The sequence below is a fragment of the Mesorhizobium sp. ES1-6 genome (assembly GCF_020164775.1).
Lineage (GTDB): Bacteria > Pseudomonadota > Alphaproteobacteria > Rhizobiales > Rhizobiaceae > Mesorhizobium.
On sequence record NZ_JAIUGU010000004.1, the window covers coordinates 412,175 to 436,620 of the forward strand.

General features: G+C 63.6%; 19 protein-coding genes and 1 pseudogene. 9 read left to right on the forward strand and 11 right to left on the reverse strand.

Translation table 11 applies throughout. The annotated features are described in order from the left end of the window. Nucleotides 1-10: 10 nt before the first annotated feature. Nucleotides 11-1,001, reverse strand: a pseudogene (locus tag LB564_RS14005) (proline racemase family protein). Nucleotides 1,002-1,004: 3 nt separating this feature from the next. Beyond that, the gene (locus LB564_RS14010; RefSeq protein ID WP_140705262.1) at nt 1,005-1,685 is read right to left on the reverse strand and encodes a GntR family transcriptional regulator; all 681 of its coding nucleotides are present in this window, start codon (nt 1,683-1,685) and stop codon (nt 1,005-1,007) included. Between the two features lie 112 nt (nt 1,686-1,797). Here LB564_RS14010 and LB564_RS14015 point away from each other — a divergent pair, with 112 nt between their 5' ends. The 3 genes from LB564_RS14015 to LB564_RS14025 all read left to right on the forward strand — a co-directional run bounded on the left by LB564_RS14015 (nt 1,798) and on the right by LB564_RS14025 (nt 7,161). Further along, nucleotides 1,798-3,228 carry an NAD-dependent succinate-semialdehyde dehydrogenase gene (locus LB564_RS14015; RefSeq protein WP_224538534.1) on the forward strand — a complete coding sequence of 477 codons (1,431 nt, stop codon included), beginning with the start codon at nt 1,798-1,800 and terminating at the stop codon, nt 3,226-3,228. A gap of 160 nt (nt 3,229-3,388) precedes the next feature. After that, on the forward strand, nt 3,389-5,269 hold the full coding sequence (locus tag LB564_RS14020; RefSeq protein WP_411910158.1) for an ABC transporter ATP-binding protein: 1,881 nt from the start codon (nt 3,389-3,391) through the stop codon (nt 5,267-5,269). Then, nucleotides 5,269-7,161: an ABC transporter ATP-binding protein gene (locus tag LB564_RS14025; RefSeq protein ID WP_224538539.1), complete on the forward strand. Its 1,893-nt coding sequence runs from the start codon at nt 5,269-5,271 to the stop codon at nt 7,159-7,161. The genes LB564_RS14020 and LB564_RS14025 overlap by 1 nt, the downstream gene beginning before the upstream one ends. 53 nt (nt 7,162-7,214) lie before the next feature. Here LB564_RS14025 and LB564_RS14030 read toward each other — a convergent pair whose 3' ends face one another. The 9 genes from LB564_RS14030 to LB564_RS14070 form a co-directional block, all read right to left on the reverse strand. After that, the gene (locus LB564_RS14030; protein ID WP_224538541.1) at nt 7,215-8,639 is read right to left on the reverse strand and encodes a DHA2 family efflux MFS transporter permease subunit; all 1,425 of its coding nucleotides are present in this window, start codon (nt 8,637-8,639) and stop codon (nt 7,215-7,217) included. A 293-nt stretch (nt 8,640-8,932) separates the two neighbouring features. Beyond that, on the reverse strand, nt 8,933-9,715 hold the full coding sequence (locus tag LB564_RS14035) for an ABC transporter ATP-binding protein (RefSeq protein WP_140705255.1): 783 nt from the start codon (nt 9,713-9,715) through the stop codon (nt 8,933-8,935). Between the two features lie 10 nt (nt 9,716-9,725). Next, nucleotides 9,726-10,493 (reverse strand): ABC transporter permease, encoded by a 768-nt coding sequence (locus LB564_RS14040; protein ID WP_210242270.1) that lies wholly within the window; start codon nt 10,491-10,493, stop codon nt 9,726-9,728. 121 nt (nt 10,494-10,614) lie between these two features. Beyond that, a complete protein-coding gene (locus LB564_RS14045; protein ID WP_224538543.1) occupies nt 10,615-11,625 on the reverse strand; it encodes an ABC transporter substrate-binding protein in 1,011 nt (336 codons plus the stop codon). Between the two features lie 240 nt (nt 11,626-11,865). After that, complete coding sequence (locus LB564_RS14050) at nt 11,866-13,158, reverse strand: hypothetical protein (RefSeq protein ID WP_224538544.1); 1,293 nt, start codon at nt 13,156-13,158, stop codon at nt 11,866-11,868. A gap of 104 nt (nt 13,159-13,262) precedes the next feature. Then, on the reverse strand, nt 13,263-13,994 hold the full coding sequence (gene hutC / locus LB564_RS14055; protein ID WP_224538546.1) for a histidine utilization repressor: 732 nt from the start codon (nt 13,992-13,994) through the stop codon (nt 13,263-13,265). A 32-nt stretch (nt 13,995-14,026) separates the two neighbouring features. Next, a complete protein-coding gene (locus LB564_RS14060) occupies nt 14,027-15,052 on the reverse strand; it encodes a zinc-dependent alcohol dehydrogenase (protein ID WP_224538708.1) in 1,026 nt (341 codons plus the stop codon). Nucleotides 15,053-15,066: 14 nt separating this feature from the next. Then, nucleotides 15,067-16,389: a histidinol dehydrogenase gene (hisD, locus tag LB564_RS14065; RefSeq protein ID WP_224538548.1), complete on the reverse strand. Its 1,323-nt coding sequence runs from the start codon at nt 16,387-16,389 to the stop codon at nt 15,067-15,069. 83 nt (nt 16,390-16,472) lie between these two features. Further along, nucleotides 16,473-17,246 (reverse strand): SDR family NAD(P)-dependent oxidoreductase, encoded by a 774-nt coding sequence (locus LB564_RS14070; protein WP_224538550.1) that lies wholly within the window; start codon nt 17,244-17,246, stop codon nt 16,473-16,475. A gap of 215 nt (nt 17,247-17,461) precedes the next feature. On the opposite strand from LB564_RS14070, the gene LB564_RS14075 reads away from it, so the two are divergent. From LB564_RS14075 to LB564_RS14100, 6 genes are all read left to right on the forward strand, one after another. After that, nucleotides 17,462-18,565 (forward strand): histidinol-phosphate transaminase, encoded by a 1,104-nt coding sequence (locus LB564_RS14075; RefSeq protein ID WP_263491219.1) that lies wholly within the window; start codon nt 17,462-17,464, stop codon nt 18,563-18,565. Between the two features lie 132 nt (nt 18,566-18,697). After that, the gene (locus LB564_RS14080) at nt 18,698-19,981 is read left to right on the forward strand and encodes an NAD(P)/FAD-dependent oxidoreductase (protein ID WP_224538552.1); all 1,284 of its coding nucleotides are present in this window, start codon (nt 18,698-18,700) and stop codon (nt 19,979-19,981) included. Between the two features lie 257 nt (nt 19,982-20,238). Continuing rightward, the gene (locus LB564_RS14085) at nt 20,239-21,588 is read left to right on the forward strand and encodes an ABC transporter substrate-binding protein (RefSeq protein WP_224538555.1); all 1,350 of its coding nucleotides are present in this window, start codon (nt 20,239-20,241) and stop codon (nt 21,586-21,588) included. Nucleotides 21,589-21,684: 96 nt separating this feature from the next. After that, nucleotides 21,685-22,623 (forward strand): sugar phosphate isomerase/epimerase family protein, encoded by a 939-nt coding sequence (locus LB564_RS14090; protein WP_224538557.1) that lies wholly within the window; start codon nt 21,685-21,687, stop codon nt 22,621-22,623. Further along, on the forward strand, nt 22,620-23,552 hold the full coding sequence (locus LB564_RS14095) for a carbohydrate ABC transporter permease (RefSeq protein ID WP_224538559.1): 933 nt from the start codon (nt 22,620-22,622) through the stop codon (nt 23,550-23,552). Before LB564_RS14090 ends, LB564_RS14095 begins: the two co-directional genes overlap by 4 nt. Then, nucleotides 23,552-24,445 (forward strand): carbohydrate ABC transporter permease, encoded by an 894-nt coding sequence (locus LB564_RS14100; protein ID WP_224538562.1) that lies wholly within the window; start codon nt 23,552-23,554, stop codon nt 24,443-24,445. Before LB564_RS14095 ends, LB564_RS14100 begins: the two co-directional genes overlap by 1 nt. Nucleotide 24,446: the final 1 nt, after the last annotated feature.

Below are 24,446 nucleotides of genomic sequence, written 5' to 3' on the forward strand. Positions count from 1 at the left end.
TTATTGGTGATTACCGGCTTAGAAATCCCTGCGAGAGAGGGTCGCTCTTCTCGAAGTAAATGGTCTGGGTCGAGGTGATGAAGGCGGCGCCCTCGATCTCGATGATCATCGCCTCGCGGCCTTGCTCCTCGACGCGCCGTTGCAGGCGCGCCTCGAACGGAATGCCGAAGATATTTTTGGCGTGATAAGTCTGGCCGGGGCTGATCAGCCCCTTCCCAAGCAGATGGGTCAGGCGCGCCGACGTGCCCGTGCCGCAAGGCGAGCGGTCGAACTTGTTGGATTCCAGGACGAGAAAATGCGTCGCCGAGGTTTCGCTGTCGGCATCGTAGAACAGCACGCTCGGCGCGGCCGCGCCCGCCAGCAGCGGCATGTCCCTGGTTGCCGCCTTGATCGCGTCCTTGATCCTGGAGCCAGCCAGCATCAAGGCCGACGCATTGTCCGGGACCAGCCTGAAGCCGAGCGGGGCCGCGTCTACCAGCGCGTACCACATGCCGGCATAGACGATCGCGGTATCGACCTGGCCGACACCTTCGACGGCAACGCCGAGATGCTCCAGCCCGACATAGCTCGGCACATTGGCAATCCGCACGCGGTCCAGCGAGCCGTCCTGGTTCCAGACCAGATGAACCGAAACGACGCCCGCCGGCGTTTCCAATGTGAAGCTGTCACCTGTCTCGGCAGAAATCTGCCCGGTGAAGGCCAGCGTCCGGGCAAGGCCGATGGTGCCGTGACCGCACATGTCGAGATAGACATAGGACGAGATGAAGAACGCGCCGTAGTCGGCCAAATCCGAGGCGACCGGCACCAGGCCGACCATCGCCGCATGGCCGCGGCTCATGCAGAAGCGCCGGGCGGAGATGGTCGAAGCGCTGGCGGAAATCGTCCCGCTTCTCGCGCACACTCGAACCGGACAGTTTCGGCACGCCGCTCAGGATCACTCGGGTGGGGTGGCCGGCGGTGTGGGAATCGATGACGCTGAACGCTGACGAGAAGCTGGACACGACCTAGCCCTCTCCGAAGGCGTCGCGAATGCCGGCCCGCATGCTCTGCCAGATTTCCCGGATGAGGTTTTCGGTCATCGCCTTGGCGCTTTCGCCATCGCCCGCGGTGATCGCGTCATAGATGCGGGCCGTGTCGTCCAGGGACAGCTGGATGATCTTGGGATCCTGCTCGTAGGCGTGATAGCGATAGCGCAGGGCCTGCTTTTCCAGGCCGCCCAGCAAGCGTGTCAGGGTCTTGTTGCCTGCCAGCGTGTAGGTCAGCAGAGAGCCGCGCACGTCGACGATGAAGAACTGTCGCGCATCGTTCCTGGCCTGAGCCTGCTTCAGCTCCGACAGAAGGTTCTTGAACTCGGCCTTCTTTTCAATGTCGGCGGATTCGGCGGCCTGTTTGGCGACCAACCCCTCGAGCTCGATGCGGCAAGTGTAGACCTCGTCGAAATCCCGTTGCGTCATCGGCGAGACCCAGATGCCGCGCCTGGCCTCACGCATCACCAGACCGTCGCGCTCAAGCAGCCTCAGCGCCTCGCGCACCGGCGACCGGCTGACGCCGTAGCGCGCGGCGACCGTCTCCTCGGTCAAACGCTCCAGGGATTTGAGGCGACCGAAGATGATCTCCTCCTCAAGCATCTCAGCGAGGTTCTCGGGAATCGCGACCGACAATTTCTGGATGCGCGCTAAAATCATGTCGACACCATACTGTATACAATGTACAGGTCAAGCCGTCGCGGAAACTTTATTGTGACGTGCAATCTGCCGGCGGCTTTCCGCGCACCGCCGGACCGGAAAGGGCCAGGACATGTATCCAGAGACGATCGAGTTGCTGATTGACGGCGTGTGGTGCCAGGGGTCGGACGGCAAGTCCGAAACATTGGTCAACCCCGCCACCGAAGAGGCGTTGGCAACCGTGCCGCATGCCACGGAGGCCGATCTCGACCGCGCTCTCGCGGCCTCGCTCAAAGGCTTCAGGCTATGGAAGACGATGACCGCCATGCAGCGCTGGGCGATCATGGACAAGGCCGCTGATCTGATCGAGCAGCGCAAGGACACGATCGCCCGCACGCTGACCATGGAAAACGGCAAGGCGCTGGCCGAGGCCACCGGGGAGGTGCAGTTCGCGGCGGATGCGACCCGCTGGTATGCCGAGGAAGGCAAACGCGCCTATGGCCGCATCGTCCCTGCCCGGCTGCCCGGCGTGCGGCAGATGGTGCTCAAGGAACCGGTGGGGCCGGTCGTCGCCTTCGCCGCATGGAACTTTCCGGCCAGCAATGTCATCCGCAAGATCGCGGGCGCGCTTGGCGCCGGCTGCTCGATCATCCTGAAGCCGGCGGAGGAAACGCCGGGAACGGCCGTGGCCATTGGCCGCTGCTTCCAGGACGCGGGTCTTCCGGCAGGTGTCCTCAACATCGTTTTCGGCGAACCGGCGAAGGTTTCGTCCCACCTGATCGCCTCGCCGATCCCCAAAAAGGTCTCGCTGACCGGTTCGACGGCGGTTGGCAAGCTGCTGCAGAAGCAGGCCGCGGATACGCTGAAGCGCTGCACCATGGAGCTTGGCGGTCACGCCCCGGTCATCGTTTATGACGACGCCGATCTCGACAAGACGCTCGACACGGTCGTCGCCTTCAAATTCCGCAATGCCGGCCAGGTCTGCACCTCGCCAACCCGCTTCTACGTGCATGAAGCCGTCTATGACCGCTTCATCGATGGATTTGCCTCGCGCGCCGAAAAGCTCAAGATCGGCAACGGCCTCGACACCGGCGTGCAGATGGGACCGATGATCGCGCCGCGGCGGCTCGATGCCATGGACGCCCTGGTCGGCGACGCGACGGCACAGGGAGCAACCATCGTCACCGGCGGCAAGCGGATCGGCAACAAGGGCTACTTCTTCGCCCCGACGTTGCTGCGGGACGTTCCGGACACGGCGCGCATCATGTCGGAGGAGCCGTTCGGACCGATCGCGCCGACCACCACCTTCTCCAACTTCGACGACATGATCGAGCGGGCGAATTCGCTGCCTTACGGTCTGGCTTCGTTTGTCTTCACCCGCAATCTCAGTCTTGCCCAGAAGACCGAGGCGGCATTGGAAGCCGGCATGGTCGGGGTCAACCATATGATGGTGTCGACGCCGGAAACGCCGTTCGGCGGCGTCAACGAATCCGGCTATGGCTCGGAGAGCGGCATCGAAGGCCTCGACGCCTATCTCAGGACGAAATTCGTCACCGAGATATAAGGCCGCCGCGCCGGACCACATTTCGTGGCGATGGTGACGGCAAATGGCGGGCATCGCCTTTCAGGTACAGTGCGATGCCGCCATTGGCCCCTTGAACGGGCAAGTCGGACGCGCGTAAAATCGCGCTATCTGATTGAGTCTGCTACATTCGTTCGGGCTAATGTCCGCAACGGTCTGGGTATTTTCCTTGCAAACGGATGCAACCAGCGCGGCCAAGCGCGGCAAATCATTTGCCCATGTGGCGGAGGCCTCCTGGGGCAAGGGCCTCAGCACCTTGCTGCGCATCGTGCGCATGACGCTGCGCCACCCCTGGCAAGTCGCCATCACGCTCATCTCGACCTTCATCGCCGCGACGCTGCAGCTTTTCATTCCGCGCCTGTTGGGACGCGCCATCGACCAGGCGCAAGGCGTGATGGCCGCCGGTGCCGGCACCGCGGCCGAGCAGGCGCTGTGGAACACGGCGCTGACACTGCTGGTCGTCAGCATTCTGCGCGGTCTCTTCACCATGGCGCAGAACTATTATGGCGAGGCCGTCGGCCACCAGACCGGCTATGAGCTGCGGCTCGCCTTCTACGAGAAGATCCAGCGGCTGAGCTTTTCCTACCACGACAAGGTCCATACCGGCGACCTGATCACGCTCGGGCTGCTCGATCTCGACGGCGTGCGCATGTTCTTTTCGACAGGCATCCTGCGCGTGGTCCTGCTTGGCGTGCTGATCGGTGTCGGCGCCTATCTCTTGATCAGCATCGATCTCGTGCTCGGGTTGCTCAGCCTCAGCTTCGTGCCGTTCGTCGCCTGGCGCTCTTCTGTGACGCAGCTCCGGCTGCGCAGCACCTGGCTCACCTTGCAGGAGCGGCTGTCGGTGCTGAGCCGGGTGATGGACGAGAATCTCGGCGGCATCCGTGTCGTGCGCGCCTTCGCGGCACAGCGGCATGAGTTGGCCAAATTCGACCGCGCCAAGCAGGCTGCGCTGGACCTCGCCAACGAGCGCGTCGACATCCGCGTCTCCAACACCGGCGCCATGAACTTCTCCTTCCTCGCCGCCATGGGACTTGTCCTCTGGTTCGGCGGCCAGAAGGTGATCGCGGGGCAGATCAGCGTCGGCACGCTAGCCCAGTTCCTCACCTTCATGACCATATTGCAGATGCCGGTGCGCCAGCTCGGCCTGATGGTCAATTCCTTCGCGCGCGCCTCGACCTGCGGCACGCGGCTGTTCGAACTGCTCGATGCCGAACTCGACATCGAGGACGCGCCCGACGCCAGGGAGCTCGTCATCACCGAAGGGGTGCTGCGCTTCGACAATGTCGGCTTCCGCTATGAGGGCGCGGGCGAGCGGCCGACGCTTTCCGGCATTTCCTTCGAAGCCAGGCCTGGCGAGACCGTCGGTATCGTCGGCCCGCCAGGCAGCGGCAAGTCGACCATTGCGCATCTGATCCCGCGCTTCTACGACGTCACCTCGGGCGCGATCACCATCGACGGCCAGGATATACGCGGGGTCACGCTGCAATCGCTGCGCAAGGCGGTCGGCGTCGTGCAGCAGGACGCGTTCCTGTTCACCACCTCGATCGAGAACAACATCGCCTATGGCAACCCCTGGGCGCGCGAGACCCGCATCGGGCAAGCCGCCGAATATGCCCAGTTGCACAATTACATCATCGGGCTTCCGGCCGGCTATACCACGGTCGTCGGCGAACGCGGCGCCTCGCTGTCCGGCGGCCAGCGGCAGCGCCTGACCATCGCGCGCAGCCTGATGCTTAGGCCATCGGTGCTGGTCTTCGACGATTCCACGGCCGCCGTCGACGCCGGCACCGAGCAGCGGATCCGGGCGGCGATGAAGCGCTTCGCCAGGGATCGCGTGACGCTCATCATTTCGCACCGGCTGAGTTCGCTGATGCATGCCGACCAAATCCTGTTCGTCGAGGGCGGACGGATCGTGGAACGCGGCGCGCATGAGGAATTGCTGGCGCTGGGCGGTCGCTATCGCGCGCTCCACGACCTGCAGTTGCGGCCGGACGACGACCGGCTCGAGGGAGCCGCCTGATGTCGACGCAGGACGACGACGAAAAGGACGATAAAAGCGGTCGCCCGACCAAGGCTGTCGTCGGCTCGCACCGCGACGAGGAAGAGGTTTTCGGCAAGGTCTACGATCCGCGCATCGTCAGGCGCATCTGGGGCTTCGTCAGACCGTATCAGGGCCGGATCTTCATCTCGGTCGCCACCGTGCTGGTGTTCACGCTGACGCAACTGGCGATCCCGCTGGTCATCCGTTACGCCATCGATCACGGCATGGCCCCTGGCAGGCTCGACGGCTCGGTGATGATCACCGCGATCATCGCTTTCACGGTGATCATCCTCATCAATTACGCGGCCAGCCATGTGCAGGAGAGCGTCGTCGGCAAGGTGGCGGAGAATGTGCTGTCCGACCTGCGCCGCGCCATGTTCAGCCATTTGCAGCGGGTCTCGCTGAGCTTCATGGACAAGACCGAGGTCGGCCGGCTGATGTCGCGCCTCCAGGGCGACGTCAATTCGATGCAGGAATTCCTCGAAACGTCGGTCATGTCCGTCGGCGATATCGTACTTCTTTTCGGCATCGTCACAGTGCTTCTGTGGCTCGACTTCCGGCTTGGCCTGCTGACGCTGTCGACCATGCCGATGCTGTTCATCGTGCGCCTGTTCTGGCTGCCGCGCGCCAAGGTCGCCTTCATGGCGGCGCACGAAACCAACTCGATCGCCAATGGCGCGCTGGCCGAAGGCATCCACGGCGTGCGCACCGTGCAGAGCCTGGAGCGACAGCATGTCAATTTCGACCTTTACGACGAGAAGGTGCTGGCCAATCTCAACGCACATCTGCGATCGGCGAAATACGCGCAGGTGATGGTGCCGATCGTCGATACGCTGACCGGCATCGCCATGGCGACCGTCATCGTCGTCGGCGGTTCGATGGTGCTGTCGCACAGTCTCGACGTCGGCGTCATGGTGGCGTTCCTGTTCTATATCCAGCGCTTCTTCGACCCGATCCGCTCGCTCACCATGCAGTACTCCGTCATGCAGCGCGCCATGGCTTCGGGCCAGCGCATCTCCGAAGTGCTCGACGTGCCGGTGGATGTCAGCGACAGGGAAAACGCGGTGGCGCTGTCGCGCGACATGGACGGGTCGGTCGAGTTCAAGAATGTCACCTTCGGCTACCGGCCGAACCAGCCGGTGCTGAAGAACATCACCTTCCGTGTCAATCCGGGCGAGACCGTCGCGCTTGTCGGCCCGACGGGATCGGGCAAGTCGAGCTCGATGGCATTGGTGCACCGATTCTACGACGTTTGGTCGGGTGAAGTCCTGGTCGGAGGCCATGATGTGCGCGACCTGACGCAGGATTCGCTGGGCGACCAGGTGGCCATGGTGCTGCAGGAGCCGTTCCTGTTCTCCGGCACGGTGCTGGAGAACATCCGCTATCACAAGACCGGCGCCAGCCGCGAAGAAGTGGTGCGCGCAGCAGTTGCCGTCGGCGCTCACGACTTCATCGAAGACCTGCCCGACGGCTACGACACCGAACTCGAGCAGCGCGGCGGCAATCTCTCGCTCGGCCAGCGCCAGCTGATCAGTTTTGCGCGCGCGCTGGTGGCCGATGCCAAAATCCTGGTGCTCGACGAGGCCACCGCCAGCATCGATTCCTACACCGAGATGCTGATCCAGAAGGCGCTGATCAAACTGCTCGAAGGGCGCACCGGGCTGGTCATCGCGCATCGCCTGGCCACCATCCGCGGCGCCGACCGCATCATCGTCCTGCAGAATGGCGAGATCGTCGAAAGCGGCAATCATGAGCAGCTGATGAAGAGGAAAGGCCTCTATGCCCGCCTCTACAACATGAACTACGCTTCCTTCGACGACATTTCCGAGGAAGAGATGGGAATGGATGCGGCGGCAGGCAAAGCGACGTGAGCGGTATCGGCTGGGTTCGACCGGGAATGCCTCCAAGCCCTTCCCGAGAGGGCCTACTTGCGAGATCCCCTGACGTGGCCGCTGACCTGAACGCCGTCCTCGGCGCGCAGGTATAGAAAGCCGGGAATGGAAATCAGCGGGATGATCGCGGTCAGCAGGAATACCTGGTGAAAGCGTTCCGGTGTGAGCACGTGGCTTTCGCCGGCAATCAGCCCCAGCAGCATGGCTGCGATCGAAACGCCGAGCGACACGCTGAGCTGCTGCAGCACGCCGCCGAGGCTGGTGGCGCGGCTGAGCTTGTCGGCCGGCAGATCGGCATAGGACAAAGTGTTGGAGGTCATGAACTGCGCCGACCGGACGATGCCGAACAGGAAGACATAGAAACCGATCCGCCAATGCGGCGTATCGGGGCTCATCAGGGCAAAGCCCGCCACGGTGGCCGAGCCGACTATGGCGCTGCCGATCAGCACGACACTGAAGCCGAAGCGGCGCAGCAGTGGCGACAGCAGCGGCCGCATGAGCAGCGCGCCGAAACTGCCGACGAATGTCAGCGAGCCTGAGGTAACCGGGCTCATGCCAAAGCCGACCTGAAGCATCAGCGGCAAAAGGAACGGAACGCCGTTGAGACCCACGCGGCAGAGGCCGCCCGCCAGCGTGCCGACCCAGAACGAGCGAAACCGGAACAGCGTCAGGTCGACGGCCGGCGCCACGACGCGGCGCGCATAGCGCCCGAAGGCGAGCAGCAGCAGGACGGAAGCGGCCAGCACCAGAACCGTCGCGGACACGGGAATGATCGGCCGGCCGATGTTTTCCAGCCCGAATTGCAGCAGCGCCACGCCGCATCCCACCATCAGGAATCCGGCGAAGTCGAACCGCTGGACCGCTTCCTCGTGGAAGTCGTCGACGAAGCGCAACGCGGCCAGAATGCCGACACAGCCGAACGGCACGTTGACGTAGAATATCCAGCGCCACGACGCGTAGGTGGTCAGCAGGCCGCCGAGCAACGGCCCGATGACCGGCCCCATGATGGCCGGCAAGGTCATGTAGGTCATGGCGGTGATCAGGCCGCTGCGCGGAAAGCTGCGCAGCAGGATCAGCCGACCGACCGGCGTCATCATGGCACCGCCCAGCCCCTGCAGGGCGCGCATCGCCAGCAGCATGCCGAAACTGTCGGCCATGCCGCACAGCGCCGAGCCGAGGGTGAAGGTGAAAAGCGCCAGTGCGAACACCCTGCGCGCGCCGAACCTGTCGGCGAACCAGCCGCTAACGGGAATGAACACGGCGAGCGTCAGTATATAGGTGGTGATCGCAAGGTTCAGCCTGACCGGCGTCGTGTCCAGGCTGTGCGCGATGGCCGGGATCGCGGTGGTGATGATGGTGGAATCGAGCTGCTCCATCAGAAAGGCGATGGCAACGATGATCGGGATGATCAGCCTCAGCCTCGGGTCGCGCTCGGTGGCAAATTGAGGCTGGTCCAATACTCTGGCCAATTCCGTCATGCAGGTGGCTTGTATGCCCTGGCCAAAGTGGCGCATCCCGGATCAAAGGCAAGATTGCCTTGTATGGGCCAGCCGGCCCGATCGCAGGCCGTCTTATGGTCCCACAAACAGACGAGCGGTAGTCATTTCCGCTTCGCGGGAAGTCAACAAATCTTGACCGGCGCCGTGAATTGACGGGCATCGGCAAGACAGTCGACGGTGCCACGACGCCGCGCGAAGACATTGCCGTTTTTGGCGGATGCCGTCTTGGGTCGTCTTCAAGATGCCAGGGACTACGCCATTTCAGGTCGTCTTGATGCCTCGCGGATCGCCTTGTGCACCTCGCGCTGCAAATCCATGAAGGCTGGCGTTTCCATCACCTCTTCCCGGCGCGGGCGCTCGATGTCGACGTTGAACGTCTTCATGATGCGTCCCGGGCCGATGCCCATGACGACGATGCGGTCCGACAGATAGACGGCCTCCTCGACGTCATGCGTGACGAACAGCACGGTGAGCCGGTGCTCTTCCCAGATCTGGGTCAGGAGTTCCTGCATCTGATGCCGGGTCAAGGCATCGAGCGCGCCGAAGGGCTCGTCCATCAGCAGCATTTTGGGGCGATAGGAGAGCGCGCGCGCGATGGCGACGCGCTGCTTCATGCCACCCGAAAGTTCCGACGGGAAGCGATCGGCACTTTGCGACAGCTTGACGAGATCGAGATGCTCGAGCGCGATCTCGCGACAGCTCGTGCGATCATAACCGGCGGCCTTGAGGGCAAACTCGATATTCTGCCGCGCCGTCAGCCAGGGAAGCAGCGTGTAGGACTGGAAGACGACGCCGCGGTCGAGGCCCGGCTGCAGGATCGGCGCGCCGTCGATGCTGAGATCGCCGGCGTCGAAATCCTGCAGTCCGGCGACGATCGACAGCAGCGTGCTCTTGCCGCAGCCCGACGTGCCGACGAGCGAGACGAACTCATTGTCGGCAAGGTCGAGATTGATGTCGCGCAGCACTTGCGTACGCCGCTCGCCAGTGCCGAAGCTCTTGTCGAGACCGGCGATCCGCAATTTGGGAACAGTCATCGGCGGTTCCTCATTGCGAGTGGCCGTCCTGCCGGAACAGCACCTTCTCCAATGCCTTCATGACCTGGTCGGTGATGAGGCCGAGCACGCCGAGCAGCAGGATGTAGCCGATGATGGTGTTGGTCTGGAAATAGCGCTGCGACACGGTGATGCGATAGCCCAGACCGGACGTCGCGGCGACGAGTTCGGCCAGCACCAGCCAGGTCCACGCCCAGCCGAGACTGATGCGCAGCGTGTCCCATATGCCCGGCAAGGCGCTGGGCACGACGATGCGCGTCAGTATCTTGCGGTCCGGCAGGCCGAGCGTTCGCCCAAGACCGATGAAATCGGCGGGCACCCGTTTCACATTGTCCATGATCATCAGCACCTGCTGGAAGAACGTGCCGATGAAGATGATCAGGAATTTCTGGGTGTCGCCTGTGCCTGCCCACAGGATGGAGAGCGGCACAAAGGCGACGACCGGCATGTAGCGGATGAAATCCACCAGCGGCTCGATGGCCGCCTCCCAGGAGCGGAAACTGCCGATCAGCACGCCGATCGGTATGGACAGTGCCGAGGCGAGGAGGAAGCCGATGGAAATACGGTACATCGAGGCCCTGAGATCGAGCCACAAGGTGCCGTCGGCGGCGAGCTTGGCAATCTGGGTCGCGACGCTGCCGGGTGACGGCAGGAAGATGGGTTTCACCCATCCGAGCCCGGTCGCCGCCCACCAGGCAAGGCCAAGGCCAACAAAGACGGCCACCGCTATGGTCAGGAAGCGCGCCCTCGCGATGGGCACGCCGATCCCGGAGGATCGGCGTCTTGCCGGTCTTGCGGCCGGCGCCGGTGCCGTGCGGGCCAAGCCGGTTTTCGCGGGAGGCGCCCCGGTCATCCGCGTTACCACCGCGATCCGGATCTCGTCACTGCGCCGCCTTGACGAAGGACGGATCGATCATCTGCTCGGGTGTCACATCGGCCTGGAGCAGCTTGGCGTTCTTGGCGGCCGCTTCGACATCGGCGAATGTCTTGGTGGTAAACTCGCCGGTGAGCGCCGTCTTGTTTTCGGCGAGCGAGTAGTAGCGCACGCCGTCGAAAGCGGTGTTGAGGTCCTTGACGTCGGAACCGACCGCCTTGGCGATGATGGCGCGACCACCAGGCGTGTCGGCGTTATAGTCCTTGAGCGCGGCGTCCCAGCTCTTGATCATGGCCAGCACCTGGCCGGGCCGCGACTTGATCACCTCGTCGCGCACCACCAGCACGTCGCTGATCAGGCCGGGATCCTCGCCGGCGGTGAACAGCAGCTTGACGTCCTTGTTCTGCGCCATGGCAACGGTGAGATATGGCTCGTAGGTGACCGCGGCCGGTACGCGGCCGGCGATCAGGGCGCCGCCGGCATCGGCGGCGGGCATCGGTACCGGCTGGATATCGGCGACCGACATGCCGTTCCTGGCGAGCGCGTATTTGAGCAGGATGTCGCTCGTCGTGCCTTCCTCGAAAGCGACCTGCTTGCCCTTGAGATCGGCGATGGAGGTGACGTCCTTGCCGGCGACGATGGCATCGGCCGTCATGGAGACATCGAGCAGCAGCACGATCTTCACCGGCAGACCGGCCGCGACCATGCCCATCGCCGTGTGGGTGGCGATATTGGCGGCGTCGAGCTGGCCGCTGGCGAGTGCGGCGTTGATATCCTTGTCCTCGGCGAAATTGACGATCTGGACGTCCGACAGGCCATTGGTCTTGAACAGGCCCTTGGCGTCGGCGACGTGCCACTGGCCATATCCGAGCCAGGGCTCGATGCCGATCTTGAACGATCCCGCCTCGGGCGTCGTGGGAATGGCCGCATCGGCAGCATAGGCCGCGGGGGCGGCGGCGAGCCCGACGGCAACCGCCATGGCCAACGCGCGAAATTGTCCTGCTATGTTAAGCGTCATCTTTCGTTCCCCTTGATGATCAGACCGCTTTTCTACCCAGGGCATCCGGTCTGGTGAGACTGCGGGGTTCTGCTCTTGCGGCATTGTGCCTCGGCGTCTTGCCCGCCACTTCATGGTTGAAGTGCTGACACATTTCAGCGTCAGCGGCAGCGGATGTCAAGGCTAAAATACATACATGCATATACAAGTTGGAGCGGCTAGAATTTTGCGTTGATCGGCGCGAGTCCTCAACCCGACCCCTTATGCTTTTTCGGGATCGATCCGGTCAAAGAAACCGGTCACCCGGTCGGTTCCGCCATCGGGCTCGCTGCCGACCATGACCGCGACTGAAAAACCAATGAGAGACGAGACCGGCGTGTGGCTTCGCGCGCCGGCCCGCAGGTTCATGACCAGGGTCGGCGACAGGAACAGCCCCAAGCGCAGCACGGTTCGCCAATCCGCCGGCAGCATGCCGCGACGCTTGAGTTCCAGCAGCAAGGGCCGCCACAGGTCGACCGCCTTCACTTCCAGAAGGTCGCCGCGGACCGGGCTCAAATCCCAGTCCGTGTCGACATGCAGAAAGTCGCCATCCAGCCGCGCTCGCGCTTGAAAAGCCTGTGTCGCCATGGCCGGATCGTAGAGCCAGAACGGGTGGGCGAAGATGTTGTGGAACGTCGCCTTCACCTCGGCCAACAGCGTGGGGATGTGCGAGCCGGCAAAGGCGGGATCGAAGAAGGACAGTTCCGCCCCGCCTGCTTTCTCCACGTACCAGACATTGGCATTGTGGGCGTCGCCATGCGCCACCACACCGCCGGCATCGGCAAGCCTGTCCGGCCGCAGGCGCTCCGCGGCGGCGTCGAAAAGTTCGCCGATGCTGCTGATGTAGCGCCGGCCGTTGATGACGAACTTCAGCCGGGAGAACTGGTCCCAACCAAGTTCCACGCCGGGAAAGACAAACGGCTTGCCGACATAGAAATCGGCCAGGCGGCCCCCTGGCGACAAACGCGTATCGGCGTCGATCAGCCGCTCGTGGAACAGCCGATGGATCGGCTCCGCCGACACCTGCGCGACGGTCACCGGATGCAGCGTTTCCAGATAGACATCGAGCAGCCTGGCGGACAGGTCGCGCTCGGCAAGAATCGCCTCGCGCCGTCCGCCGGCATCGTCCCTGGTATCCAGCGCGAACAGCACATCCGAAAATCTCGGATCCGTACGCCGGCGATAGACAAGGATCTGCTCGCCGGGCTGGGCGGACATGTGCACGGGTTGGTCGACCGGCAGGCCGGCGCGCGACAGGATTTCGGCGCGATAATATTCGCCGGTCATCGCCTCTTCCCGTTCCTCCTGATGAAACTTGAAGAAGTATGCTTGACCCTCGCTGTCGAAGAAGCCGTTCAACGAATTAAGGCTGTATTTGTCGACATTGATGCGGACATTGCCGGGGTTCATTCCAAACAGATCGCCCAGCAACGCCGACAGCGCGCGTTGCGCTTCGGCGACATCATGCTGCGCGAGAGCCCGTATGCGCGCCGTGCGGCTCGATGCCGGCGTCATCTCCGGCCTCCGCAAGCCATCGCATCTGCCAGCTGAGGCACTGTTATGAAGACATGTATATACATTTTGGGTGAAACCTCGACGGCTTGCATTCGCTCGTTGATTCAGCTTGCCCTGGAAGGCGAGTAGCGGCTGCCAAGCGAATAGCGGCTGCCGGCATAGGTCAATTTGCTGATCGTGGCCACGACCGCCCCCGTCCATGTCCGGCGATGCAGTAGAAGGCAGCAACTGCCGACATCGATTGCCAGATGCCGCGCGGTCTCCTTGTCGGCCGGGATGGCGGAGATGATATGCTCGACCTCGGTCACCGGGGTCTTCTGCATGAGATAGTCATAGGTTGCCGTCTTGGCGAAGTCCTGCTTGTCATAGTCGGGTATCAGGCCCGGATTGACGAAGCGCTCCTCCAGTTGCACCGGCAGGTCGTTCTCGAAATTGACGACGACGGAGTGATAGATCGAAACCCGTTTCGCAAACTCGAACGACAGAGCGAGTTCCTTGGTCGGCATGATGGTTTCGAGGACGAGGACTTCGGAACGATGCCTGTTGCCGCGCTCGACGATCTCGGCGGCGATGTTGTTGATCTCGATCAGCGTCGATTGCGGCCGGGGTGGCGCGATGAACGTTCCGACGCCCTGCAGCCGGATCAGGAATCCGGCGGCGGTCAGCTCTCGCAGAGCCCGGTGAACCGTCATCCGCGAAACGCCCAGCGAAACCACCAGCTCGTTCTCCGACGGCAGCTTGCGATCCTTGCCCCACCGGCCTGTTCCGATGTTGGTCAGGATGTAGTCCTTCACCTTCTCGTAAAGGGGGCTCGCCGTGTCGGGCAAATCGATCATTTCAAAAGTCCTTTCCGGCAAACTATCGGAAATCAACGATGTTCGGCAGGTTGCCGCATGCGGATGATTGTTTTCAAGCCATCGCTCTTGCCCGCAAGCAGCCGCTCATAGGCGGCTGGAATCTCGTCGAGGCCGATCTCACGATCGATCAGCGCCAGCAGCGGCTCACTGAGTTCTCCCAGTATCCGTACGGCCTCGGGCAATTCGTCGGCAAAGGCATGGCATCCAAGCAAAGCGATTTCGCGTTCGACCAGAAGATTGGGATCAATGTCGAGACGGCCGTGGAAGATGCCGACCATGGCCACCGTGGCGCCGGAATCGAGCACGCCGAGCAACTGATTGAAGGCAGCTATACTGCCGGTCGCTTCGACGGCCGCCAGCAGCGAAGTGCTGGCTGTTGCGGCGGCAATGGCATCACGGTCGAGATCGACGATCGTGGCGCCCGTCACCCGCGCCACGCGGGCACAACGTGCCTGGTTGCGGTCGGCGACAAGCACGGTGCCGGCGAAAGTTCGGGAAAGCAGCAGCGCGGCAAGACCACCGATCGGCCCGCAGCCGACGACAAGTACCGCGCCCGCCGTCTTCGGCAGACGCCGCACCGCGTGCAGCGCGACCGCGAGCGGCTCGGCCATGGCGGCGACCCGTTCGTCAAGGCCGGCGTCGATCACGTGCAGCAAACGTGCGGGCAACACCACCTGTTCGGCGAAACCGCCATCGCAGATTTCGCCAACGAAGCCCAGCGCGACGCAGAGATGCCGCCTGCCGGCATGGCATTGCGCGCAGTCTCCGCACCAGAAACGGGAATCGGCGACCACCCTGTCGCCGACGGCGATTGTACCGACGCCCTCGCCGACAGCGATCACCGTGCCGGTCAGTTCGTGGCCGGCCGTCGAGGGCGACCGGCTTATCCATTGGCCGGTGCGGAAATTGTGCAGGTCCGAACCGCAGATGCCGGCGGCATCGACGCTGAGCTTCACCCAGCCGGCATCTGGAATGCCAGGTGCCGCGATGTCCTCGACGCGCAGATCCCCAGGTCCATAAAGCCTTGCCGCCTTCATCGCCATCGCTCCGCTCAGCCGGCGAGATAGCGGTCGCGGATTTCCGAGACCGCGTTTTCGTGCGAGCTGAAACCCTCATAGCGGGCGAGCCTGCGGGCATGCAGCGCCAGTTCAGGATAGGCGGCCGAGGTGACATAGCCGATCGACGAGCGCTTGACGAAATCCGTCACCGAAAGCGGCCCATAGGTGCGAGCCCAGCGGCTGGTCGGCAGCACGGCATTGGGCCCAAGCACGAAGTTGGCAAGGGTCACCGGCGTATGCGGGCCCATCAGGATCTCGGCCGCCTCGGTGATGTGGCCGAGATGCGCGAATGGCTCCGTCGAGAGGATTTCGAGATGTTCGGGCGCATAGTCGTTGATGAAGCGGTAGGACTCTTCCAGCGAAGCGGTCAGCACGATGCCGCCGCGCTTTCCCGTCAGCACCACGCGCGAGAATTCGACGCGCTGTTCGGTCATGCGCGACCAGTGTTCGGGAAGTGCGGCAAGTGCTGCCTCGGCAACCTTGCGGCTGTGCGTCACCAGATAGGCCGAGGAATCCGGTCCGTGCTCGGCCTCGATCAGCAGATCGAGCGCGGCAAGGCCGCCATCGACGCTGTCGTCGGCAAAGATGATGGCTTCCGACGGTCCGGCCGGCAGACCGGTGTTGATGATCGAGGACAACACGCTCTTGGCCGCCACCACCCACGGGCTGCCGGGACCGACGATCTTGAGCGCCGGCTTCACCGTCTCGGTGCCGTAGGCGACGGCGGCGACGGCCTGGGCGCCGCCGCATTTGTAGACGGTGTCAACCCCGGCGAGACGAGCAGCGACCAGCGTGGCCGCATCCACGGAACCGTCCGCTGTCGGCGGCGTCACGATCGCTATCCGCGGCACGCCGGCAATGACGGCCGGGACCGACGTCATCATCGTCACCGAGGGAAAGGCGCCCTTGCCGCGCGGCACGTAAAGCGCGACGGAGGCGATCGGCGTATACCTGTCACCGGCATAGGCGCCCGGCCGGACCTCCTTGAGCCACATGGTTTCCGGCTTCTGCTCCTCGTGGAAGCGCCTGATGTTGTCGATGCCGAAGCCGATGCTCTCCACGACTTCCTTCTCGACCTTGTCGAATGCCGCGTCGAATTCCGCTTCCGACACCTTCAGTTCGCCTTCGGCCACATTGGCCTTGTCGAGTTCCCTGGCAAAGCGGATCAGGGCGGCGTCACCCTCGTCCCTGACCGCCTGGATGATCGGGCGGACTTTTTCGACAAAGACCGACAGATCACCCTCGGCGCGTTTCAGCAACCCGGCCCGCTGGGTGGCATCGAGGGACGACAGATCGTGGAAGCTGATGTCGGACATGGATTTTTCCTTCAGTTCAGAGCGCATTGTGCCGACCGGTCACATCGCGGAAGACATTCAATTCGAAACATCGGCGATCCCCCTCAGATCGAGGCGAGGAAACCGCCATCCACCGGAATGGACTGGCCGGTTATGTAGGCGGCGGCATCCGAGGCAAGGAACACGGCGACGCCGTGCAGGTCGCGGAGGTCGCCGAAACGATGCTGCGGGATCTTGGCCAGCATGGATTGCCGCCAGGTCTCGTTGTCGTAGAACGCCTCCGTCATCGCCGTCCTGAAGTAGCCCGGGGCGATGGCATTGACCCTGATGCCAAGCTGCGCCCACTCCGCCGCCAGCGCCCGGGTCATGCCGAGCAGGCCCGACTTGGACGAGCCGTACGGCACCGCCGTCGGGATGCCGACTTCCGACGTCAGCGAGCAGAGGTTGATGATGGCGCCGGGCCGACCGGCATCCCGCATCTGCCGCGCCGCGGCCTGGGCGCAGAAGAACGCCCCTTTGAGATTGGTGTCGACGATCCGGTCCCACAGCGCCTCGTCGACACCAAGCGAGGGGCGCACCTCCTCCACCCCGGCATTGTTGATGAGGATGTCGAGCCCGCCAAGCAGGCGGGCTGCCTCGCCAACGGCCGCGCGGCAGCGCTCGACATCGGTCACATCAAGGGCAATGGCATGCGCGACCCCGCCGGCGGCGCGGATGGCCGCCGCCGTCTCGTCGAGCGAGTCCAGGCTGCGCGCGGTGACCGCGACGTCGGCGCCGGCCGCGCTGAGCGCCTCGGCGAGGCTGCGCCCAATGCCACGACTTGCGCCGGTCACGAGTGCTTTCCTGCCGGAGAGGTCGAAAAGAGCAGCGTTGCGCATATGATCCTCCTTGGCCGCTCCGGTCGCGTTGCGCAGAGACTATCAGGTCAACTTACATATACAAGCATATACAAACGACATTGAGTGCGATAGTGGTTACGTCGTCCGCCCCCGGGCTCGATCGCATGCTTGGCTCGCCCGGACGAGATCCCGCGGCGGCGATTTGTTCGAGGCTTGCGGACAACAGCATCGGCCCGCGATGGAGGAGACCAAACTTGTCCAAAGCTTCAGACATGGTCAGAACCGAAGTCAAGCGTCTGTCACCTTACAATTCCGGGCTGACCATCGGCGAGGTGATGCTGCGATACGCCCCGGCCAGGATCGCCAAGCTGGGCTCGAATGAAAACCCCATCGGCCCGAGCCCGACCCTGGCCAGGATGATGCAGGGCGGCTCCGAAATGTTCCGGCTCTATCCGGATCCGACCGGGCGCGAACTGCGGCAGGCCATCGCCGCCAGACATGCGGTCGGCGAAGACCAGGTCATTCTCGGCAACGGTTCGGAGGATCTTCTCTCCGTCATCAGCCGTGCCGTCCTGCGGCCGGAAGATGCCGTCGTCACCCTCTATCCATCGTTCCCGCTGCACGAGGACTATGCCACGCTGATGGGCGCGAGCGTCAAACGTGTCGGCGTCAACGACGATCTCAGCATCGATGTCGACGCGCTCATTGAGGCCGTGCGCGAACGGCCCCGCATGCTCCTGTTCTCGAACCCGATGAACCCGGTCGGCAGCTGGCTCTCCGGCGGCGAAATGTCGAAGCTCCTGGATGCTGTCAGCGACGAGACGCTGATCGTCATGGATGAGGCCTATGCCGAATATGCCGAGGGCGACGACTATGTCTCGTCCCTGCCCCATCTGAGCAAACGCGATCAACCCTGGATCGTGCTGCGGACATTTTCCAAGGCGTTCGGCCTGGCAGGGCTGCGGATCGGCTTCGGCATTGTCGGCGACCCGCAATTGCGCGCGCTGCTCGACAGGGTGCGCACGCCGTTCAACGCCAATGGCGTCGCGCAGGCCGCCGCGCTGGCGGCGCTCGCGGATGACGAGCACCTGGCCAAGGTCGTCGCGCTGGCCAGGACGGAGCGGGCACGCGTCGAGAGTTTCCTGACCGGCAAAGGCCTCGAAGTCGCTCCGTCCCGGGGCAACTTCCTGTTCTTCGACTGCCGGCAAGATGCCACCGCCTTCGTCGAAGGCCTGCTGCGGGACGGCGTCATCGTCAAACCCTGGAAGCAGGAAGGCTTCGACACCTATGTGCGCGTCAGCATCGGCTCGCCGTCGGAGAACGACCACTTCATGACCGCGCTGTCGCAATTGTTGTGATCTCCCGAGCCCCGGCGGAATTGCCTGGCGCACCCGACACCAAAGTCTGGGTCTGCCGCGCGTGCACGATATCGGGCAATTGAAAACCAGCTTGCCCGTCAAGCCCGCCGCCCTATCGTAAGAGCCCGTCATATGCTGGAAAGCAGCCCGCCCAGGAGCCTCTACCGCGAAACGGCCAGCGGCACCGGCAACTATCCTTCCCTGGCCGGTGCGCAGCGCGCAAGGGTCGCCATTGTCGGCGGCGGCTTCACGGGCCTGTCGACCGCCTTGCATCTGGCGGAAGCCGGCGACGACGTCTGTGTGCTCGAGGCCCACCAGCCGGGCTCTGGTGCGTCGGGCAGGAATGGCGGCCAGGTCAATCCCGGGCTCAAATACGATCCCGACACGATCGAGGCGATGTTCGGCTCCGACCTCGGGTCGCGGATGATCGACTTCTCCTACAGTGCGCCAGATTTCACCTTCGACCTCATCAAGCGCCTGTCGATCGAGTGCGAGGCCCGGCAGAACGGCACCATACGCGCGGCCGTCCGGCCGAAGCCGGAAGTCGCGGTGCGGACCACAGCGGCGCAATGCGTGCGACGGGGGATGCCCGTCGAAATGCTGGACGCCGAGGCCATGGCGGCGCGAACCGGAACCGACAGATACATATCCGGCATGTTCGACGCCCGCGGCGGCGATCTCCATCCCCTGAAATACACGCTGGGCCTTGCTGCGGCGGCCCAGAACGACGGCGCGCGGATATTCGGCGATAGCGAAGTCCTCTCGCTTGGCCGCGAGGCCGGGCGATGGCTCCTCAAGACGGCAAGCGGGTCCGTCAGCGCCGACAAGGTTCTTGTCGCGACCAATGGCTATACCGGAGCCCTGTGGCCGGGCCTGGAGCAATCTTTGGTGCCGGTGTTCAGCGCCATCGCGGCGACCGAACCGCTGCCGCAGGCGGTGGCGGCGGCAATTCTCCCGCACAGGCCCGTCGTCTACGAGGCGGGCAACATCACCGTCTATTACCGGATCGACGCGCGGAACCGGCTTCTCATGGGCGGCCGGGGACCGATGAGACCCATCGGGGATGCTTCCGCCATCCGCTACCTCACCGACTATGCGCCGCGGCTCTGGCCGGCGCTCGCGGGAACTGCGTGGACACATGGCTGGAACGGCCGGGTCGCGATCACCGGGGATCATCTCCCGCACGTTCACGAGCCGGAAGACGGCGTGCTGATCTGCCTTGGCTACAACGGCCGTGGCGTCGCCATGGCCTCGGCGATGGGCAAGGCGCTGGCAAATCGCCTTCGCGGCGACGCGACCGCTCCCTTCCCCATGCCGATATCGGGACTGAAGCCCATCCGGTTCCATCGCTTCTGGCCGCTTGGCGTCAAGGCGGCGATCCTTTCGGGCCGGGTGAAGGACCGGTTCGGCCTCTGACGAGACAAGCCGGCCCGGCCTGACGGCCCATGGGATCGCAGCCTGGCTAGGCCGCGATCGGTTTGTTGCAACGTCGTTCCAGTACGCGAACGCGAGGCTGAGCCATTTTTGGCCCCTCCAGGCGCCCGCCACGGGCCGATCAAATTATAGGCACACTTGCCGATTGACAAAAATCATAACAGGCGACCAAGATCATATGACCATCAACGATCTTGGTCCCGAGGTTGCCCCTCGGCATTGGCGAAAAGGAGAGCCAGATGCCCGTTCAGCAGAGAGTGACCCATCGTTCGAAACAAAGCCCCGTCAGCTTCATCCTTGCCACCGCGCTAAGCCTCGGCCTGATCACCGGACCCGGCATTGCCCATGCCGACGGGATCACGCTCAAGGTTTTCGGCGGCTCAGCCCTTGACGAACTCGCACCGCGCCAACCGCCGGACGAACAGAAGAAAATCCAGCAGCAGGTCATCGACGGTTTCCTCAAAGCCAATCCCGACGTGACCGCGGTCGAATGGGACGCGCAGGGACCGCAGACCGATTCGATCCAGCGCCTGATGACCGTCAAGCTGGCGAACCAGGAAATGGACCTGATCGCCTGCCCGGCCTTCTACACCAACGGCGCCTATGTCAGGCGCAAGCTGATCATGCCGATCACCGACAAGATCAAGCCGTTCCAGGACCGGATCGACGCCGCGGCACTTGGCGCCTTCACCATCAGCGGACAGGTCTACGGCGTGCCGATCTCGACGCTGTCGACATCGACGATCTTCTACAATGTCGACCTGTTCCAGAAGCTCGGCGTCCCGGTTCCGCCGACCTATGACGACCTCAAGGCAGCCGTGCCGAAGTTGAAGGCCGAAGGCGTGATCCCGCTCTTGCATCAGGGTTCGAACACCGTGATGTGGCCGATGTGGTACTTCGAGACCTTGTCGCAGGCCTCGGGCGACGCCGTCGGCAAGACGCAAAAGAACCTCGAAGGCACGGCGAAATTCACCGACGCGCCCGATGTCGAAGGGTTCAAGCTGATCAAGCAATGGGTGGACGACGGCATCCTGTCCAAGGATTCGCTTTCGGTCGACCAGGACGGCATGCGGGCCGCCTTCGCCGCCGGCAAGAGCGCCATGTATTATGGCGGCACGTGGGAAATCCCATCGCTCCAGGCCAGCGTGAAGACGTTCAAATGGGGTGTCTTTGCCTTTCCGAAAATGGACGGAACGCCGGGCGCGCCGGGCCATGGCGGCGGCGCCGACAACGGTATGTGCGTCTCCTCGTCTATCCCCCCCGAGAAGCTCGATGCGGCGGTCAAGTTCATCGAATATCTGACAAGGCCCGAGGTGGCGACGCTCTATCTTGCGCCGGAGCAGCCGATCGCCGCCTCGATCAAGGGCGTGCCGCAAGTCGACGACGCCTATGCCGTCGAACTGCGCAAGCAGGCCTTCCCGAGCACGATCAAGTTCCTCGACTGGATCTGGCCTTCGGAAGTCGCGACCGCCACGGCTTCGGCCATCGCCGGCATCGTCGGCGGCACGACGACGCCGGAGGACGCCGCCGCCTCGATCCAGGCCACCTTCGACGACCTCAAGGCCCAGGGCAACTGGCCGCCCAAATAGGGCATCCAGGCGCGCGCGCCCCTGCCAAGCCATCAGCGAGGCACAAACAAACAGAGGCCGCCCGTTTCGGGCAGCCTCATCAATCGGAGACAACACATGACGCAGACCCGCGCCGACCGGCAGCGCTTCTCGATCGGCTATCATCTGAACAGCTGGGACCTCACCGGCCTGCCGCTCGGGCCGGCCATCAAATTCCTGGCCGAACAGGGGTTTGGCTGGTTCGAGATCCTCGCCTTCACCAGCCTGTCGGACCAGTACGCCCGCAAATACATGCAGCTCGGCAATCAGGCGCCGATGGGGGTCACCACCGACACCGACATATTGCGGCGCTACGCGCTGCTCTCGGAAGGCCAGAGCGAGCATGGCATCAAGCTCTCATCCTTCTACGTCAATGCGATCTTCACCAATCCGGTCGCATGGCCCTATGAGCGCGACGTGCTGGTGGCGCTAACCAGGATGCTGAAGGGTTTTGGGTCACCGGTGCTGGTTCTCGGCGGCGGTCCCTCGGAAGCCATCGCCGGGCCTCACACTCCCGACGACTACCGCGCCTTTTGCCGGGCCCTGGAGGATATCGGCCGACGGACAAAAGACCTTGGCATCGAGACGGTCTATCACCCGCATCTCGACACCTTCATCGAGCGCCGCGACCAGCTCGACCGCATGATGGATGAACTGGACACCGATCTCGCCGGGCTGTGCATCGATCCGGCCCACCTTGCCCACACCAATTCCGATCCGGTCGACGCGGTCAGGACCTACATGTCGGCGGTGCGATACATGCACTTCAAGGACACCAGGGTCGATCCGGCTCTGAAAGGCTATGACCGCTATGGAGCCTTTTGCGAACTCGGCGCTGGCGTCGTCGATCTTGCCGGCATCGTCGACGTCCTGCTGGAGGCGAACTACGACGGCCTCGCCATCATCGAACTGGATGCGTCGAAGAAGACGGCGGAGCAAAGCACGCTGGAAAGCATTGCCTATGTCAGGGACACGCTCGGGCTGGTGCTGACGCCGCAAGGCACCAAGGCCGCATGACCTTGCGATCACGAGAGGCTGCTGCTTCTGGCCGTTCCGATCCCTGGCGCTTTCTTGCCGGGGACGGTGCGGTTGCCTTCTTGATGATCCTGCCCGCCGCGATCCTGTTTTGCCTCTTCTACCTCTGGCCCTTCGTCAACGGTTTCTGGCTCAGCCTGCACAATTGGGACGGGTTTTCCGACCCGACCTGGGCAGGTTTTTCCAACTACACACGCCTCGCGCATGACCGCATCTTCCTCGGTGCGCTGCGCAACAATCTGATCTTCGTCGTCGCCGTCGTCATCCTGAAGAACGTGCTCGGCCTCGGGCTGGCGCTGCTTCTCGACCGGGCGCTGGTCGGCCGCGCTTTTTTTCGTGCCGCCGCCTTCGTCCCGGTGACGATGTCCTTCGTCGCCGTCGGGCTGCTCTGGTCCTGGATCTACAATCCGGTCTTCGGCCTGCTCAACGGCGCTCTCGATCTGTTCGGTCTCGGCGGACTGAAACAGTCATGGCTCGGCGATGCCGACATCGCGCTCTATTCGATCATCGTCGTCGACGTCTGGAAATGGCTCGGCTTCCATGCCGTCATCTATCTGGCCGGCCTGCAGACGATCCCTTCGGAACTCTATGAATCGGCCAAGATGGACGGTGCTGGTCCACTGCAGCGCTTCCGGCATGTCACCATCCCGATGATGATGCCGATCGTCTTCATCAACACCATTCTCGGTCTTTCCGGCGCCTTCGTGCGCAATTTCGACATCGTCTATGTGCTGACCAAGGGCGGCCCGAACCACGCCACCGAGGTGGTGCTCACCTACATGATGAGCAAGGCTTTTCAGGACGGGGCCATGAGCTACGCGGCGGCGATCGGATACGTGCTGTTCCTGATCGTCGGGCTGGCCAGCGTCGGCCTGCTTGCCCTGATGCGGCGACAGAGGCTGGATATCTGATGAGCAGCGCGGCCAAGCCTTCGCTTACACTCGATAGTGACGCGGCGCGCCGTCCCCGGCGCCTCGGCGCGAGCGGCCTGCTTGAAGTCGCCGGCCTCTACGCGGCGCTCACCCTGGTGCTCATCGAGACGCTCTATCCCTTGCTCTGGGTGCTGTTCGGCTCGCTCAAGACCAAGGAGGAGATGCTGAGCAACATCTGGGGTCCGCCGTCGAGCCTGGTGCTTCAGAACTATGTCGATGCCTGGCGCATCGCCGGCATGGGATCGCGCATCGTCAGCAGCGTGCTGGTCACCGGCTCGGCCCTGGTTATCCTGGTCGTCGTGGCAACGCCCTGCGCCTATGCCTTGGCGCGGCTGCGGTTTCCCGGGCGCGGCCTGGTGCTCGCGGTGGCGGTAGCGGCCATGCTGGTGCCGCCGCAGGTGATGGCCATTCCGCTGTTCATGGTGGCGCGCGACCTTGGCCTGATCAACAACCGGCTCGGCGTTGCCTTCGTCTATGCGGCGACGTCGCTGCCTTTGTCAGTGTTGATCCTGCGCAGCTTCTTCGTCACCCTGCCCGCCGACCTCGAGGACGCCGCGCGCGTCGACGGCGCGAGCCGGCTCGAAATCCTGATCCACATCATGCTGCCGCTGGTCCGGCCGGGCGTCGCGCTGATCGTGATCTTCGGTTTCATCGAGATCTGGAACGATTTCTTCCTCGCCTTCCTGCTGCTGCGCGACCCCTCCGTGCAAACCATCCCGCTCGGCCTGGTCTCCTTCTTCCAGCAGTACGATTCGCTCTGGACGCTCTATTTCGCCGCGTTGACGATCACGACCCTGCCGGTGATCGTCGTGTTCCTCGCGATGCAACGGCAGTTCATCGCCGGCCTGACGGCCGGCGCCGTGAAGGGTTGAC

What these genes read in the sequence shown, in the direction of transcription:
- LB564_RS14015 (WP_224538534.1), top strand. Translation starts at nt 1,798, where the DNA reads ATGTATCCAGAGACGATCGAGTTGCTGATTGACGGCGTGTGGTGCCAG.
- LB564_RS14045 (WP_224538543.1), bottom strand. Translation starts at nt 11,625, where the DNA reads ATGACGCTTAACATAGCAGGACAATTTCGCGCGTTGGCCATGGCGGTT.
- LB564_RS14035 (WP_140705255.1), bottom strand. Translation starts at nt 9,715, where the DNA reads ATGACTGTTCCCAAATTGCGGATCGCCGGTCTCGACAAGAGCTTCGGC.
- LB564_RS14080 (WP_224538552.1), top strand. Translation starts at nt 18,698, where the DNA reads ATGCTGGAAAGCAGCCCGCCCAGGAGCCTCTACCGCGAAACGGCCAGC.
- LB564_RS14025 (WP_224538539.1), top strand. Translation starts at nt 5,269, where the DNA reads ATGTCGACGCAGGACGACGACGAAAAGGACGATAAAAGCGGTCGCCCG.
- LB564_RS14095 (WP_224538559.1), top strand. Translation starts at nt 22,620, where the DNA reads ATGACCTTGCGATCACGAGAGGCTGCTGCTTCTGGCCGTTCCGATCCC.
- LB564_RS14060 (WP_224538708.1), bottom strand. Translation starts at nt 15,052, where the DNA reads ATGAAGGCGGCAAGGCTTTATGGACCTGGGGATCTGCGCGTCGAGGAC.
- LB564_RS14020 (WP_411910158.1), top strand. Translation starts at nt 3,389, where the DNA reads ATGTCCGCAACGGTCTGGGTATTTTCCTTGCAAACGGATGCAACCAGC.
- LB564_RS14010 (WP_140705262.1), bottom strand. Translation starts at nt 1,685, where the DNA reads ATGATTTTAGCGCGCATCCAGAAATTGTCGGTCGCGATTCCCGAGAAC.
- LB564_RS14070 (WP_224538550.1), bottom strand. Translation starts at nt 17,246, where the DNA reads ATGCGCAACGCTGCTCTTTTCGACCTCTCCGGCAGGAAAGCACTCGTG.
- LB564_RS14050 (WP_224538544.1), bottom strand. Translation starts at nt 13,158, where the DNA reads ATGACGCCGGCATCGAGCCGCACGGCGCGCATACGGGCTCTCGCGCAG.
- LB564_RS14100 (WP_224538562.1), top strand. Translation starts at nt 23,552, where the DNA reads ATGAGCAGCGCGGCCAAGCCTTCGCTTACACTCGATAGTGACGCGGCG.
- LB564_RS14085 (WP_224538555.1), top strand. Translation starts at nt 20,239, where the DNA reads ATGCCCGTTCAGCAGAGAGTGACCCATCGTTCGAAACAAAGCCCCGTC.
- LB564_RS14090 (WP_224538557.1), top strand. Translation starts at nt 21,685, where the DNA reads ATGACGCAGACCCGCGCCGACCGGCAGCGCTTCTCGATCGGCTATCAT.
- hutC (WP_224538546.1), bottom strand. Translation starts at nt 13,994, where the DNA reads ATGATCGATTTGCCCGACACGGCGAGCCCCCTTTACGAGAAGGTGAAG.
- hisD (WP_224538548.1), bottom strand. Translation starts at nt 16,389, where the DNA reads ATGTCCGACATCAGCTTCCACGATCTGTCGTCCCTCGATGCCACCCAG.